General features: G+C 63.6%; 15 protein-coding genes. 1 reads left to right on the top strand and 14 read right to left on the bottom strand.

The window, feature by feature from the left end; genetic code table 11:
* Window positions 1–60: 60 nt before the first annotated feature.
* The 3 genes from AC5E6N_RS18560 to AC5E6N_RS18550 are packed head-to-tail and all read right to left on the bottom strand — an operon-like array spanning window position 61 to window position 3170.
* Window positions 61–900, bottom strand: coding sequence for an HTD2 family dehydratase (locus tag AC5E6N_RS18560; RefSeq protein ID WP_491749208.1), 840 nt, complete (start codon window positions 898–900; stop codon window positions 61–63).
* A gap of 3 nt (window positions 901–903) precedes the next feature.
* Complete coding sequence (locus tag AC5E6N_RS18555) at window positions 904–2004, bottom strand: CaiB/BaiF CoA transferase family protein (protein ID WP_491749209.1); 1101 nt, start codon at window positions 2002–2004, stop codon at window positions 904–906.
* A gap of 2 nt (window positions 2005–2006) precedes the next feature.
* The gene (locus AC5E6N_RS18550; protein ID WP_491749207.1) at window positions 2007–3170 is read right to left on the bottom strand and encodes an acyl-CoA dehydrogenase family protein; all 1164 of its coding nucleotides are present in this window, start codon (window positions 3168–3170) and stop codon (window positions 2007–2009) included.
* A 133-nt stretch (window positions 3171–3303) separates the two neighbouring features.
* Here AC5E6N_RS18550 and AC5E6N_RS18545 point away from each other — a divergent pair, with 133 nt between their 5' ends.
* On the top strand, window positions 3304–4233 hold the full coding sequence (locus AC5E6N_RS18545) for a LysR family transcriptional regulator (protein ID WP_491749206.1): 930 nt from the start codon (window positions 3304–3306) through the stop codon (window positions 4231–4233).
* A gap of 20 nt (window positions 4234–4253) precedes the next feature.
* On the opposite strand, the gene AC5E6N_RS18540 is transcribed toward AC5E6N_RS18545, so the two are convergent.
* The 11 genes from AC5E6N_RS18540 to AC5E6N_RS18490 all read right to left on the bottom strand — a co-directional run.
* Window positions 4254–5564 (bottom strand): MmgE/PrpD family protein, encoded by a 1311-nt coding sequence (locus AC5E6N_RS18540; RefSeq protein WP_491749205.1) that lies wholly within the window; start codon window positions 5562–5564, stop codon window positions 4254–4256.
* A gap of 133 nt (window positions 5565–5697) precedes the next feature.
* Entirely contained in the window at window positions 5698–6546 is an 849-nt protein-coding gene (locus tag AC5E6N_RS18535) for a hypothetical protein (protein WP_491749204.1), read from the bottom strand.
* Between the two features lie 20 nt (window positions 6547–6566).
* The gene (locus AC5E6N_RS18530) at window positions 6567–7898 is read right to left on the bottom strand and encodes a TRAP transporter large permease (RefSeq protein WP_491749203.1); all 1332 of its coding nucleotides are present in this window, start codon (window positions 7896–7898) and stop codon (window positions 6567–6569) included.
* Between the two features lie 7 nt (window positions 7899–7905).
* Window positions 7906–8424 carry a TRAP transporter small permease subunit gene (locus AC5E6N_RS18525; RefSeq protein ID WP_491749202.1) on the bottom strand — a complete coding sequence of 173 codons (519 nt, stop codon included), beginning with the start codon at window positions 8422–8424 and terminating at the stop codon, window positions 7906–7908.
* Window positions 8425–8478: 54 nt separating this feature from the next.
* A complete protein-coding gene (locus AC5E6N_RS18520; protein WP_491749201.1) occupies window positions 8479–9549 on the bottom strand; it encodes a C4-dicarboxylate TRAP transporter substrate-binding protein in 1071 nt (356 codons plus the stop codon).
* Between the two features lie 19 nt (window positions 9550–9568).
* The gene (locus AC5E6N_RS18515) at window positions 9569–10363 is read right to left on the bottom strand and encodes a citryl-CoA lyase (RefSeq protein WP_491749200.1); all 795 of its coding nucleotides are present in this window, start codon (window positions 10361–10363) and stop codon (window positions 9569–9571) included.
* Window positions 10360–12168 (bottom strand): CoA-transferase, encoded by a 1809-nt coding sequence (locus AC5E6N_RS18510; RefSeq protein ID WP_491749199.1) that lies wholly within the window; start codon window positions 12166–12168, stop codon window positions 10360–10362. Before AC5E6N_RS18510 ends, AC5E6N_RS18515 begins: the two co-directional genes overlap by 4 nt.
* Complete coding sequence (locus AC5E6N_RS18505; protein ID WP_491749198.1) at window positions 12165–13037, bottom strand: amidohydrolase family protein; 873 nt, start codon at window positions 13035–13037, stop codon at window positions 12165–12167. Before AC5E6N_RS18505 ends, AC5E6N_RS18510 begins: the two co-directional genes overlap by 4 nt.
* Before the next feature lie 19 nt (window positions 13038–13056).
* Entirely contained in the window at window positions 13057–13401 is a 345-nt protein-coding gene (locus AC5E6N_RS18500) for a carboxymuconolactone decarboxylase family protein (RefSeq protein ID WP_491749197.1), read from the bottom strand.
* A 13-nt stretch (window positions 13402–13414) separates the two neighbouring features.
* On the bottom strand, window positions 13415–14260 hold the full coding sequence (locus tag AC5E6N_RS18495; RefSeq protein ID WP_491749196.1) for a hypothetical protein: 846 nt from the start codon (window positions 14258–14260) through the stop codon (window positions 13415–13417).
* The coding region (locus tag AC5E6N_RS18490) for a hypothetical protein (protein ID WP_491749195.1) at window positions 14257–14465 on the bottom strand (209 nt) is incomplete at its 5' end. The genes AC5E6N_RS18490 and AC5E6N_RS18495, both read right to left, overlap by 4 nt.

Raw genomic sequence — 14465 nt, 5'->3', positions numbered from 1 at the left:
CAAGTGGTCCCAGTCCACGTCCCTCAAGCGGCTCGGCGATCCCAAGGATGGCGTCGGGCCTTACCATTTCGCGGCTGCCTCCATTCCCACCGGCCCTTCGTTCGCCGCGGTCCAGAGTTTCAGGCTGCCGCCGTCGGACGATGCGTTGAGCGTGAATTCACCCGGGCCGAAGATCGGCGAGAGGCTGCGGAACCGGAAGTCTCCGGGCGCGGCGCCGCGCAGGTCGGCGGCGAACTGGCACAGCATGGTTGCCTGGAGCGGTCCATGGACGACGAGGCCGGGATAATATTCTTCGGTTTGCACATAGGGTGCGTCGTAGTGAATGCGGTGCCCGTTGAAAGTGAGTGCCGAATAGCGGAACAGGAGCGGCGTCCCGGCCGCCACCGGCTTCCGGTCCGCACCGACCGGCGCCGTTTTCGGCTGCTTTCCGGCAGGCGCGGCGGCAATCGGTCCGTCGCGATAGACGATATCCTGGCGTTCGTTCAACACCGGCCGGCCGCCGCTTTCGACATGGTGAAGGACCGTGACGAAGCACAGCACGCCGCTACGGCCCTGCTTGACGGTCACGTCCTCGATCACCGAGCGCCGGGTCACGACGTCGCCGATCTTGAGCGGGGCGTGAAACTCTATCGCCCCGCCCGCCCACATACGGCGGGGCAGAGGGACAGGCGGAAGAAAGCCGCCGCGGGCCGGGTGGCCGTCCGGACCGAGCTCCGCGGTGGGAACCGCGGGCTGTCCGAGGCAGAAGTGTATGAGGACGGGCGCGTCCGCGCCTTCGCCGAGCGGAGAGCTCCGGTCGAAGGTCGCATTGAACCGGGCGACCAGCGCGGCGGTCAGCACCTCGCTTGAATAGTCCTCGCGGCCGATCCAGCTTTGCAGATGTTCGAGATCAAGATGCATCGCTCACTCCCCCGCATGCGGCGGGTTCAGCGCCGGAACGGGCCCGTAGCTTCGGGTCTCGCCGCGCCACACCGGCGCGGGCGCCGGCAGCGAGACCGGGCCGTTCGGTGTATCGACGACGATCCGGCGCAGGTGGGGATGGGCCGAGAGCCCCGCCATGTCATTGACGGATGCCATGGCGACATCGGCGCGCTGCAGGTCGGCAATCGCCTCGCTGCCCGTCCGGTCGGCAAATCCGTCCGCGACAACCGCATCGGTATCGGCGCGGTTGTTCACGCGCGCCGTATTTTTCGCGAAACGCGGATCGTCCGCGAGTTCGGGACGGCCGAGAAAGATGTCACAGAATTTTGTCCATTCGCGGTCGTTCTGGATGGCGATCAGTATCTGGCGGCCATCCCGCGTCGTGAACACACCATAGGGCGCGATCGACGGATGCGCCATGCCGGCCCGGCGCGGTGGCCTGCCCCCTTCGTGGTTGAGAAGCGGAACGGTGAGCCAATCCGCGATGACATCGAACATGGAGATCGAAATCGTGACACCCTTGCCGGTCTTGCCGCGCAGCAGCAGCGCCTCCAGAATGGCGCAACAGGCTGTCGCGCCGGTCGCGATATCCACGATGGACATGCCGACGCGTGCCGGTTCCGCCGGTCCGCCCGTGATGGAGCAGAGCCCCGATTCTGCCTGGATCAAAAGATCATAGGCCTTGCGGTCCGCCATCGGACCTTCTTCGCCATAGCCGGTGATCGAACAGGTGATGAGCTGCGGAAACTCCGCTTCAAGCCGCTCGAGGGAAAAGCCGAGGCGCGCCAATGCGCCGCGTTTGAGATTCTGGACCAGAACGTCGGCTTCCGCCAGAAGCCGGCGCAGTTCCGCCTTTCCCTCGGGGGAAGCGAGATCCAGGGTGACGGATGTCTTTCCGCGGTTGAGCCAGACGAAGTAGCTCGACTGCCCCTTTGCGACATCATCATAACCCCGGGCGAAATCGCCCTCGGGCCGTTCGATCTTGATGACCTCGGCCCCGGCATCGGCCAGACGGGCCGTTGTAAAAGGAGCGGCGACCGCTTGCTCGACCGCTACGACCTTGATTCCTTCGAGGGGGCGCAGCATCAGAACGACCTCGGCATATGCAGAATGTGCTCCGCGACATAGGAAAGGATGAGGTTGGTCGAGATCGGGGCGACCTGATACAGCCGGGTCTCCCGGAACTTGCGCTCGATGTTGTATTCGCAGGCGAACCCGAAACCACCGTGGAACTGAAGGCAGGCGTTCGCCGCTTCCCACGAAGCTTCGGCGGCAAGGTATTTCGCCATGTTGGCCTGAGCTCCGCAATCTTCGCGCCGATCGTACCGGCGGCATGCATCGAACCGCATGAGGTTTGCGGCTTCGACCCTGATAAACGCCTGTGCTATGGGGAACTGCACACCCTGGTTCTGTCCGATGGGGCGGCCGAAGACCTGGCGTTCGGACACATAGCTGGTCACCCGGTCGGTAAACCAGTAGCCATCGCCGATGCATTCCGCCGCGATCAGAACCCGTTCGGCATTCAGGCCCGTCAGAATGTACTTGAATCCCTTGCCTTCTTCGCCGATCAGGTTTTCTGCGGGGATTTCGAGATTGTCGAAGAACAGCTCGTTCGTTTCGTGGTTCACCATATTGGGGATCGGCCGGACTGTCATTCCGTTCTTCATCGCCGTCTTGATATCGACAAGAAAGATCGAAAGACCTTCGGATTTCCTTGCAACCTCAGCCAGCGGTGTGGTGCGGGCGAGGAGTATCATCAGGTCGGAATGCTGAACGCGGCTGATCCAGACCTTCTGGCCATTGATGACATAGCGGTCGCCCTTCCTGACGGCGGTCGTCTTGAGCTTGGTCGTGTCGGTGCCGGTCGTGGGCTCGGTCACCCCCATGGATTGCAGGCGGAGCTCACCGGCGGCGATCTTCGGAAGGTAGGTTTGACGCTGCGCTTCCGATCCGTGACGAATCAGCGTGGTCATGTTGTACATCTGCCCGTGGCAGGCCCCGGAATTTCCGCCGGAGCGGTTGATCTCCTCCATGATCACGGAGGCTTCGCTCAGGCCAAGGCCGGATCCGCCATATTCCTCGGGTATCAGGGCCGCCATCCAGCCCTCACGGGTCAAGGCGTCCACGAAATCTTCGGGATAGCCGCGGTCTTCGTCGATCTTGCGGTGGTATTCATCCGGAAACCGGGAACAGACCGCCCGGACGCCTTCGCGTATGTCCGGAAAGTCTTCGTTGATCGTGGTGAACATCTGCGCTGCTCCGGTTCGATAACTTCATCTCGCCAGGCAGGATAATCGACCGCGGAGATATCTCACAAATAGAGTTTTGCGAAACAAGCCATAGCTTCTATGTATATCTTATGGCAAGGAGGCTGGCATTCCCTTGGATCTCAGGCAGCTACGGTATTTTCAGGTCATAGCGGAAGAAGGGTCCATGTCGGCCGCGGCACAGCAGCTGAACGTGGCGCAGTCCGCACTGTCGCTTCATGTCCGCAATATGGAAGAACATCTGGGCGCCAGTCTTTTCACACGTCGTGCAAGGGGGGTCTCGCTCACGGAAGCGGGAGAGCTTTTGCTTCAGCAGTCACGTATCCTGCTTGATGAGCTTGCACGTCTCGAGGATGATATTCGCAACCTCGGATCGTCACCGAGGGGAAATGTGCGAATCGGGATGCCCGCCACCATCGGCAGTGTTCTTTCCGTTCCGCTGGTCCTGAAGACCGCAGACTGCATGCCTGGCGTGCGTCTGAGGATTGCGGAAGCCATGAGCGGTTTCGTTCTCGACTGGCTGCGGAAGGGCCAGATCGATATGGCGATCCTCTACAGCCCCGTTGACGGCTCGGAATTCGACTCCACCTGGCTTCTCTCGGAAGACCTCGTTTTGATCGCGCCCAATTCGCTGCGGTGCGACACTCCCCTTCCGCCGGAGCGGCTTGCCGATTTGCCGCTGATCCTTCCCGGTCCGCAGCACGGACTGCGAAAGCTCCTGGAAGAATGGGCGCGACGGGAAGGGATGTCCCTTACAGCCGGTATCGAACTGGATTCCTACACGAACATCAAGGAACTCGTGGAAAAGGGACACGGGTGCTCGATCCTGCCGCTGCACGCCGTTTCCGAGAATGTCGGCTCCCGCCGTCTAAAGAGCGTGCCCCTGGCCACATCGGATCTGTACAGGGACGTATTCCTTATCCGGGCGAGGACCGGACTTTCGGGCCATGCCTGTGAAGCGGTCCACGAGCTCATCCGTGGCCTGATCGCCGACCTTGTGGAAACCGGCTCGTGGACCGGCGTGCATACCAGAGCCCGGCTGTGACCCTCAGTCCTCATCTCGCTCTAGCCGGTGCCCGGGAAGCGGCAGAGCCTGCCGACATCCGCTGCCGTCAGATCGCCACCGCGATCCAGGACCGCCTCCAGGTCGCCGGCATCCCGGCCGAGCATCGCCTCCGCCTTCCGCCTCAGTTTCGGCTCCAAGCTCTCGGCGTCCTGGCCGGCCAGATCGTGAAACATGCGCTCCTCGGTCCCGTCCGCATAGGTAACCGAGCAGTCGCATTGTTCGTCGGTCAAACCGCTGTCCTCGATCACGTTTACCCGGTCGGCAAAATCCGAAAGGCCGGGGTCCGTGGCCAGGGCGTCCGTGAAAACGCGGTCCGATCCGGTCCGGTGCCCGGACAGCGCCATGCCCGCCAGCCAGCGATAGCTGAACTTGACCTCGAGCCCGGTGGACGGAACGGGAATGTTGCAAACACGCATCCAGCGCGGGTTCGTCGCGACCCGGACGGCGGCGATATCCTTCAGTTCTTCGGCGCGCCGATCGCGGATCGCGAGGAGCGCCTCGATCATCGCGTGCGTGCCGTGGCAGCAGGCGTGGAATTTATAGCTGTTGTCGTCAAACAGATAGATGCCGGCCGGCCGGACATCTTCGCCCGAATGCATGGTATGCGTCGCCAGGAAGGCCTGCTGACCTTCCAGTCCGTCAACACATGACGTCATCCCAAGCGACGCAAGGCGTGCGCATTCAATCCCGTTCGAAGCCGCCATTCCGGCATTGTAGGGTTTGCCCATCGTCCCGAACTGCGACTTCAGCCCGGAGGCCCTTGTCGAACACAGCGCGATCGCGGTGGCCATCTGTGTCCGTTCGAGGCCCATCAAACGTGCGGCGGCGACCGTCGCGCCGAAGGCCCCGGCAGTGGCGGTCTGATGAAAGCCCAGGCTGTAGTGCTCGGCCCCGAGGGACAGCCCGACACGGATCGCGCATTCCGCGCCAAGCAGAAAGGCGTCCACGACGTCGGACATACCGGAGCCTTCAGCTTCCCCCGCCGCAAGCGCAGCAGGATAGATGCCGACGGACAGATGCCCGACATGGGCGAAATGCGTATCGTCGTAATCGAGCGCATGGCTGGTCGCCCCGTTGACGAGCGCGGCAAGGCGCGCGGGCGCCATGCCGCCGGCGATCACTGAAGCGGCTCCACGTCCACCTTCCTGCGCGGCGAAGGCCCGAAGCTTTTCCGCCACCGGTTCGGTCCGTCCGGCGCGGCCGCAAACCAGCCAGTCGAAAAGCGACAGACGTGCCATGTAGCGCGAGCGTTCCGGGATCGCCTCGCGCCGCGTCTCGGAGATATCGAGGAGGGTTGCGAGCAGTGACATGAAGGGTCCTTCCGAAATTCGTTTGTGGACAGTGCCGGCACAGCACCGGCGTTTGAGGGTTGCTTTCTACTGCGTTAGGGGCACGCGGTCTCTTTTCAGCGATTCCGCCCGGCGGACAGCCATGCACCTGCCGTCAGTCCCGGTACGCCTTTAGCATAAGCAACGCAGCCTCGCTCGCCGACATTCCCTCCATGACGCCGGCCTGTTCCGCCGCCCCGTTGTGCACGGACACGACGCCGTCGCGATAGGTGCTCATTCCGTCCCCGATCCGGGCGCTGTCCGTGGAGACAGCCGCGCCGGGCATACCGGTCTCGTCAAGAACCGCGAGACCGGACACGCCGGAACGGTCCTTACAGATGCCGCCGTCATTGCAGAAGACCCCGGCCAGATCGAACCGCGAGCTGTAGGCCGCCGAGGTATGCCCGAAATGGGATCCCGCGCAGACGACATGGCCGCGATGCCCGGTCGTAATGAAGGTGACAGAGCCCATGGCCGTCACCTTTCCCTCGGGCCCGTCATAGGCCACGACGCTAGGCCTGTAGACGTCCGGCAACACGCGCCAGCGCTCCAGCATCCGGCGCGCGGCCTCCTTTATCGGCATTCCCGGACCGATCCCGAGAAGGTCCGCACGATCATTCACACGGTCGACGACGCCGTTTTCGTACATGTCCCGGCCATCCGCGATCCGGCAGGACATCGTTTCAGCCGTCGCGCCCGGAATACCATCCGCCTCGAGCGCGAACAATCCGTTTTCTCCCGCACGGTCCAGGCCCGGGCCCGCGGCGTGACAGATAACGCCCTTGGGGTTTACGCGCAGCGGCCAACGGATCGACAGAATCCCGCAAAACGACGCGCCGACCAGTACATCGCCGCTGTTGTTACGGTGGTCCGAGAAGGTGATCGAATCCATCACCATGATCCGACCGTATTCGTTCTGGACCACGATCTCCTGCGGTGCGGGGACTTCCTTCACCTTTGCCATGTCTTGTCCTCCTCGGATATTCAGTTCATTTGCGCCGGCAGCCAGGTCACGATGCCAGGGAATGCAAACAACACGGCAAAGATGATCAGGTCGATCACCACGAAGACCGTCAGGCTGCGAAAAACCTGTTCAAGCCCGCCCCGGCCGACCAGATTTGACACGATGAAGGCGTTGACACCGACCGGCGGCGTGATGAGACCCAGTTCGATCATCTTCACCGTCAGGATCGCGTACCAGAGGCCGTCGAAGCCGAGCCCGGTCACGACCACCGGGTAAAATAGCGGGACGGTGATAAGCTGGATCGACACCCCGTCCAGTATCATGCCCAGCGGGATGAGTGAGGCGAGCATCAGCAGCACGAGCAGTGAGGGCGGCAGGTCGAACCCAAGCACCCAGTCCGCGAAATCCCCCGGCACACCCGCCGAAACCAGGAAATAGGAAAAGATGCTGGCGCCCACCAGAATGGCAAAGACCATCGACGTCAGCGAAGCCGTGCCGGACAGTGCTTCCCTGATCGCCGGGCCGAACGCCAGTTGCCGCCTCAGCACGCTGATCAGCAGCATGATGAGTGAAGCCATCGCGCCGATCGCCGCGGCCTCCGTGGCCGTGATCACGCCGGAATAGATGCCGCCGATCACGATGGTGAAGAGGATGCCAAGCCTGACGATCCCGCCATAGGAGCGCGACACGGCCCCGGGCCGGGCATTCTCGACGGCGCGGTCGGCGGCGGCGGCATCGTACCCGTACCCGAATCGGGCGAGGACGAGCACACCGATCGCCATGATCACGGCGGAGACGATGCCCGGGATAATACCCGCCATAAGCAGCGCACCGATCGATTCGTTCGAAATGATACCGAAAAGGACAAGCGCGATGGAGGGCGGGATCATGACGCCCAGCGTGCCGGCGGAGGCGACCAGCGCACCGGCAAAGCCGCCGGAAAAGCCGTAGCGTTTCATCTCGCCGATGGTGAGCCGACCGACCGTCGCGGCCGTGGCGACGCTCGAGCCGCAGACCGCCGCAAAACCGGCACAGGTAACGATGGTGGCCACCGCGGCACCGCCCCGCAGGAATTTCAGCGCGCGGTTTGTCAGGCGGAACAGATCCTCCGCCACATTGGCCTGCATCGCGAACATGCCCATCAATATGAACATCGGCACAACGGTCAAGGTGAAAGAGGATGTGGCCTGGAACGGCAGGCTCGCCAGGGTCGCGCCGGCCACATTCGCACCGCGCAGCAGCACCAGCCCCAGGACGCCGCTGCCCGCCAGGCAGAAGGCCACCGGAACTTCGATGACCAGCAGCACGACGAGCGTGACCAGGACGATGACAAGGATCAGTTCGGTGCCCATCCGCGCCTCAGAAATAGCCGGCGGCAGGAGTGGTGCGCTCGCCCCGCGCCTGCCGGAGGTCGATCAGGCGGTCGCCCATGTCGGACAGAACCTGCAAGGCGAAGGCCGTAAGGCCCAGCGGGATCGCTGCACGCGCGGGCCAGACAGGAAGCTGGAGCAGACCGAACCGGAACTCGCCCTGGCTGTAGGACCGCCAGGCCTCTTCTCCTGTCATCCAGATCATCCATCCGACAAGGCCGAGCATGATCACCCGCCCCAGCAGCCGCACGGCGGCACGCGGCCGCACCGGCAGTGCAAGGGTACAGATCGTGACCGCCACATGTTCCCGCCGGTAGAATGCATAGGCCATGCCCAGAAACACCAGCGCGACCACCAGCTGCTCGCTGATTTCCTGCGCCCCCGGCACCGACCGTCCGGTGATGGTTCGCGAGGCGACATCGGCCACGGTCATGCCCATCATCGCCACGACACACAGCGCCGCGGCGATGGCAAAGATCATGGAGATGGTTCTGATCACACGTTGCATGTCGTCACCGGCATGAAAGGCACCGGCGCATCGCGCACCGGTGCCGATGGTTGGTCATTTGCGGTCCGCGCAGCGCTGAACGCCCGAGACATATTCGACCTGCGCCTCGTATTCGGCGAGCTTCGCCCTGTAGGCGGCCAGGAACGTTTCGGCATCGGCGCCGCGCGAGGCAGCAGTCTGCGCCCATTCACGCGCGATGTCATCGCCGACGGCTTCACGGATCCTTGCCACGTCCGCGTCGGGCAGGACACTGACGGTTCCCCCTGCGTCGAGGATGGTCCGGCAGACCTCGTTCTCGGTCTCCGTGAGGTATTCGGTCACCTTGTCCTGGAACTCGGCGCTGACCTCGGTCAGGATGCTCTGAATATCCTCAGGCATGCTTTCCCAAAGGTCCAGATTGATCGGCGTCGCCGCGAACACATAGTTGCCCGTGCCCGTCGCCACGGTGTGCGGCGCCACTTCCTGCAGCTTCAACGCCGTGACCACCTCGAAGGCAAAGCCCGAATAACCGTCCAGAGTGTTGCGCAACAGCGCCTCGTAGATCTCCGGCGCCGCAATCGCGACGGGGTTGGCTCCGACGTCATCAAGCACCTGGTTCACGTAACCCAGTCCACGGACCCGCTTGCCGGCAAGATCGTCGACGCCCGAGATCGGCTCGCGCGTGCCGAGAATGTTCTCTGACAGCGGGTTGAAGAACAGCACATGCACATTCTTGGATCGCCATTCGTCGCGGAACGCTTCATTGGTCTCGTAGAGATCCTTGAACGTCCGCATCTGAGCTTCGGCGTTCGACGTCATGAACGGCACGCCGACGACACTGGACAGCGGCAGCTCTGCCGGATGGTAGGCGTTGGCGACATAGCCCAGGCTGGCGCGCCCGTCTCCGACACCCCGCAGGATATCCGTCGCGCCGAGAAGGGAGCCGCCGTAGAAAAACTCCACGGTGACCCGACCGTCCGTTCTGCGTTCCACCTCGTCGGCCCACCACTCCTGCGCGCGGCTCTGGGCCGCCGAATCGCCGATATAGCTGGCAAATTGCAGTTCGAACTCCTGCGCCGCCGTCGGTCCCGCCGTCATCAGGCCGACGGTCAGGCCGGCGGCTGCGAATGTAGCCAGTGTTTTCATTTTCAGGTCCTCCCTTGTGTTAGCGTCCCTGCCCGTCATCGGGCACGGGATCGCTGTATTCGGTGTTTTCCAACACCAGGTCCCAGATCGCCTGGGCCGATGGTTGCTTGATTTCTTCCAGAACGTGGCCAATCAGTCCGACGGTCCGCGCGATTAATCCGATCCCGCGCACCGCCCGCCAGTCGAGCCCGATATCCGACGCGATACAGCCGACCGCGGCCACGGCATTGAATGTCAGATGTTTGCCGTGCCGATCGGTCGCCGCGCGCTGTATGGCCAGCATCAGGCGCGTGCACGCGTCGGGCAGGCCATGCTCGGCCTGAAGCGCCAGCAGTTTCTCCGACCGCGGATCAACCCGGTGATGCGGGTGACCGAGGCCCGGAATGCGCCGGCCGCGCTCCGCATAGCCGGACACGATGGCCGCGGCCCGCTCGTCGTCGCTGCCGTTGAAGGCCCGTGCCTCTACCTGCAGCAGATGCGCGACATTGCTCGTCGGCCCGACAAAGACATCGCCGGCACCGAGCAGTCCTGCCGCCACCGCGCCCTGAAAACTCTCCGGCGCACCCATGATCGTCATCCGGCCGGCAATGACCGACGGCATCATCCCATGTTCGGCGATGGCCACGATCATGGCATTCAGCAAAATGTTCTCGGCCGCACCGGGCAACCGTCCCGTCACCTCGAGGTAATAGAGCGCGGCCGTATCGATCCGCCCCATAAGCTCTGTCGTCAGGTCGTGACCCCGCACGGTGATCGTGTCCGGTGTCATCGTCGCCATGCTGCTCCTGATCGGCGACCGGTTCGCTGTCGTCATGCCTCGTCCTCCTGGCCCGGCCGGGCGTAGTCGAGAAAATCGTTCCGAATGTCGAAAAGCCGAAGCCGCAACAGGTCGTCCGCATCCGGCGGTTCGGCGGCGGTCAGGTCGTTACCGGCAACGAGATCCCAGCCGCAGCGGGACCGTATGTGGGCGATCGTCGCTTCCCGGTCCTCACCGGGCCGTTCGTAATACTGCGTCAGCACGAGCCGGCCATCCCGCTTCTCGTAGACGCCGAGATCCGTGACCAGCGTCGACACGCTCGCACCGGGGCTGGTGATATAGGGCAACGCGGCGACCAGCCTGTGTCGCGACTGCTGCGATACCGCGATCACGTCCCGCGCGGCAGAGGTGATATCGTTCGCTCCGCCGGATCCCAGCAGATAGCGCCCGTCGCCGGTGCGGGTGGAGTTGATGTTGCCCGCGGGGTCGATCTGACCGGACCCGATGATCGCGACGCAATTGTTGTGCCGTCCGCCGACCTGGAGACCCAGCACTGTCTCCACCCCGGCCATCGACTTGACGGATGGCAGGTTGCGGTTCGAGAAGATGAACGGTTCACCGGGTTTGGGCATGTAACCGTAAAGCCCGATCTCGGCGACAAGATCGGCTTCGATCCCGTCTTCGTGCTGCAACCGGTGCACGGCCAGCCAGGCCGCAAGATTGGCGAAGCCGACGCCCGCTTCGACGATCCGGCGCCCCTCGTCCCGCACCTTGCGCGACACCATGCGTGCGGCGGCGACCACCATCATCTCACGGGCATCGAAGCCCTCGGTGGCATTGAGCCGGTCCAGATCGGCTTGTGTGATCCCGTCTGTCCAGGCGTCGCCCCACGCCCGGCCCCGCAGGCTGTCGAGCCGGTCGGCCCCCAGCTTTTCCAAATAGGCGCCGTGATCGGGCACGTCGAGGATCCAGTCCCGTGTCCATTGCCGGAATGTGTCTTCGTCCCGGATCGCCGTCCGGATGGCGCGAAAGGCCGCGGCATCCTCGACATATCCGGGAATATCCATGTCGGTCGGGTTGTAGATCGCATAGGGATGGCAGCCGAACGGCGTGACCGACAGGCTGAGAACACGGTGCGACGGGATTTTGACCAGCGCCGGATGCCGCCTCAACTCACGGGTCGGCACGATCCGTTCGACCGTGGCGATGACACCCTTGCGTGCCGCGTATGCCGCGACATCCGCCTCGCCGAACGGCGGGGACATCAGGATATTGCCGGCATCATCCGCGGCCAGCCCGTGCACGATTGTGATATCCGGCACCAGGGCCGAGACCGCGCCGATATCCTCGTCCGATCCGAAGGGGTCGGCGATCCTGCGATAGCTGGCGTTCCGTTCCATCGAACTGCCATGCAGCGACCGCGTCAGCGCGAAAGGAAACCCGTAGGCGCCGGCGGCAAGCCGCTGACTGAGTACCAGCAGGGAATTGCTCTCGACCTCCACCGCGCCGCCGTTGATCGCCGCCTGGAGAAGCGGATTCGGCGCCGGGGTCGGATAATTCTCGCCGACGAAAGACACGACCAGCTTGGACACGATCTTCTCGGTGACCAGCGCGGTCTGGTTCGCGACCAAGCCCGAGCTGACGACGGTCAGTCCGGGTTCAGTTCCCTGAAACACCCGGACGAGCGCGTTGCTCGCCGCCATGGGGCGCCCTTCCGAATAGGCGAAATGCAGTGTCATTCCGGGCTCGACATGGGCGCGGATAGCATCGTCCAGCGGCATCACCTTGCCGCTCGGCCGCTCGGCCGGAGGTTCGAATGCCTTCAGGAGCCATTGGCGATCCAGGCGCCTGGAACCGGTCAAGATGCAAGACCTCCCGCTGACAGGCGAAACACCTTTTCTGCCGCGCCATACATGAGCAGTTCTCGCGCTTCCGGCTTGAGATCGATCGCCGCCACCTGCTCAAGGCTGTCCTTGTGGCGCACGACCGGAAAGTCGGTGCCCCATAAAACCTTGCCCTTGCCTCTGCCGTTCAGGAACCGGACAAGGGAGGCATCCCAGTATTTCGGCGCGTGCGCGCCGCAGCCGATGTAAAGGTTGGGATGTTTCCAGGCCATCGCGATCAGTTCTTCCACCCAGGGCCAGCCGGTATGGGAGGCGACGATCCGCAAATCGTCAAAATACAGCGCGACGTCATCGAGATGGATCGGCTGCGAAGCCCGTGACGGCATCTTCTCGGCCGAATGCCCGGACTGCACCACGACCGGAATGTCCATTTCCATGCATTTGGCGTAGACCGGATAGAGTTCGCGATCGTTCAGCGGGATACCCCAGCCGTTGCTGTGGATATGCGCGCCCTCGAAACCCCAATCGCGCACGGCGATTTCCAGCTCCCTGACCGCCTGCATCCCTTTCGCAATATCAATACCGAAGAGGCCTCCGACGCGGCCTTCGCCCGCCTCGATCAGTTCGCGCACGGCAGCGGCTTCGACATCGAGAACCGGCGCGCGGCGCTTCCAGCTCTGCATCTTGAAACTGGGCACGTAGCTCCTGGCAATGCCCAGTTCGTCCATGAGCGCGACGAAAGCCTCGGTCGTGTACCCCTTGATGCGGTCGTCCATGCGCCACCATTCCACGACCGGCGCCAGTTCCTCGTTCTCCAGATACATGCGGCGCAGGCCTTCAGGCGTGAAAATGTTGGTCCAGTAATCGATGGCTCTATTGGTCGTCATCGTCAGTCCCCCCGCGCATTCATGGGGTTTTTCCGTCATCGGGCTGGTCAACGGTCAGTTGGTCGCCGAGCGCCTCGATCCCTTCGATGAGGGCCGTAAATCCGCCGGTCAGCGACGCGAGGGACAGGGCCTCGATGACCTCCCTGTCGGTCGCGCCCTGGTACATCGCTTCGGCGCCATGCGTCCGCACGGACGAGCCGTAGCGGATGACAGCCGAACAGGCCATCAGGATCAGCTCCTTGTATTTTCGGGGAATGTCGCTGTCCCGCGCGACACTGTGCACGACGTAATCGGTGATGATGTCAGCGGCCTTCGGGTCGATTTCCCCGATCACGCCGCGCCAGTCATAGTTGCGCTCATACATCTTCGGTCACTCCTCACAAATTCTGTTCAGCATGCTCCAGCATCCGCCGCGCCGCACTGCGCGCACTGTCGCCAACCCGGATTCCCAGACCCGCGGCCGTCTCGTTCAGCGCGCCGATGCGGCCGTCGAGATAGGTCGACCGGGCATCCCCCATCCGGGCGGTATCGACGCCGACCGCACAGGCCGGCATCGCACGGACGTCCATCAGCCCAAGTCCTTCGATGCCGCTGTCGTCCCGGGCGCGGCCCGCGTCGTTCGTGATCACACCGGCAAGCGGAAAATCCAACGCGTCGACATAATCGGCCATCGCCCGCGCGGCATGTGAGCCCATGCACAGGACGCTGCCCGCGATCCGTTCGTCGGCGTATTTGACCGTGTCAAGCGCATAGACCGACCCGAGATCGTCCTTGTGAATGCGCATCTGGCGGCGCGCGGGCGGACGCGGCGCGGGGTTGTTGTCCAGCAGGACCCGCGCCGCCTGCCGAACGGCCATGCCGATCTCCAGTCCCATGAGAGCGGCCGACCCGTTGATGGCGGACAGAATACCGTCCGCATACATGTTGCGGCCGTCCGAGATGCGGGCGGACATGCCGGCCACCGCGGCGCCAGGGATCATGTAGGCATCCAGCAGTTCCAGACCGCTGATGCCGCCTCCGGCAAGCCCGATACCCGCATCGTGAACGATGACGCCGCGCGGGCGCACCCAGGCCAGAAGCTGCGTCGCGCAGGCGGCGCCATGCGATCCGCAGATCAGCACATCGCTCACATCGTTGCGCCTGTCCACATAGCCGACCGAGTCCATGGCCAGAATCCTGCCGCGGGGCGAGACATGCATTTCGTATTGCGGCCACTGTGTCATTGCATGCGTTCTTCCGTCTTGACGAGACCGGCCTGCGGGTCGGCAGCGATTTTCTCGGCCGTCATCCGGATCAGCTCTTTCTTCTTCAGTTTGCCGACCGGCGTCCGCGGCAGGTCTTCGGGCGCGCAAAAAAATACCCGGCGCGGGACCTTCTGCGGCGTCATCCGCGATCGCACATAGCCAGCGACCGCCTCGGCACTCGGCC

It is taken from the genome of Hoeflea sp. (assembly GCF_984452065.1).
The sequence above is the reverse complement of the archived record's forward strand: the minus strand, read 5'-3'. Positions and strand labels throughout refer to the sequence as shown.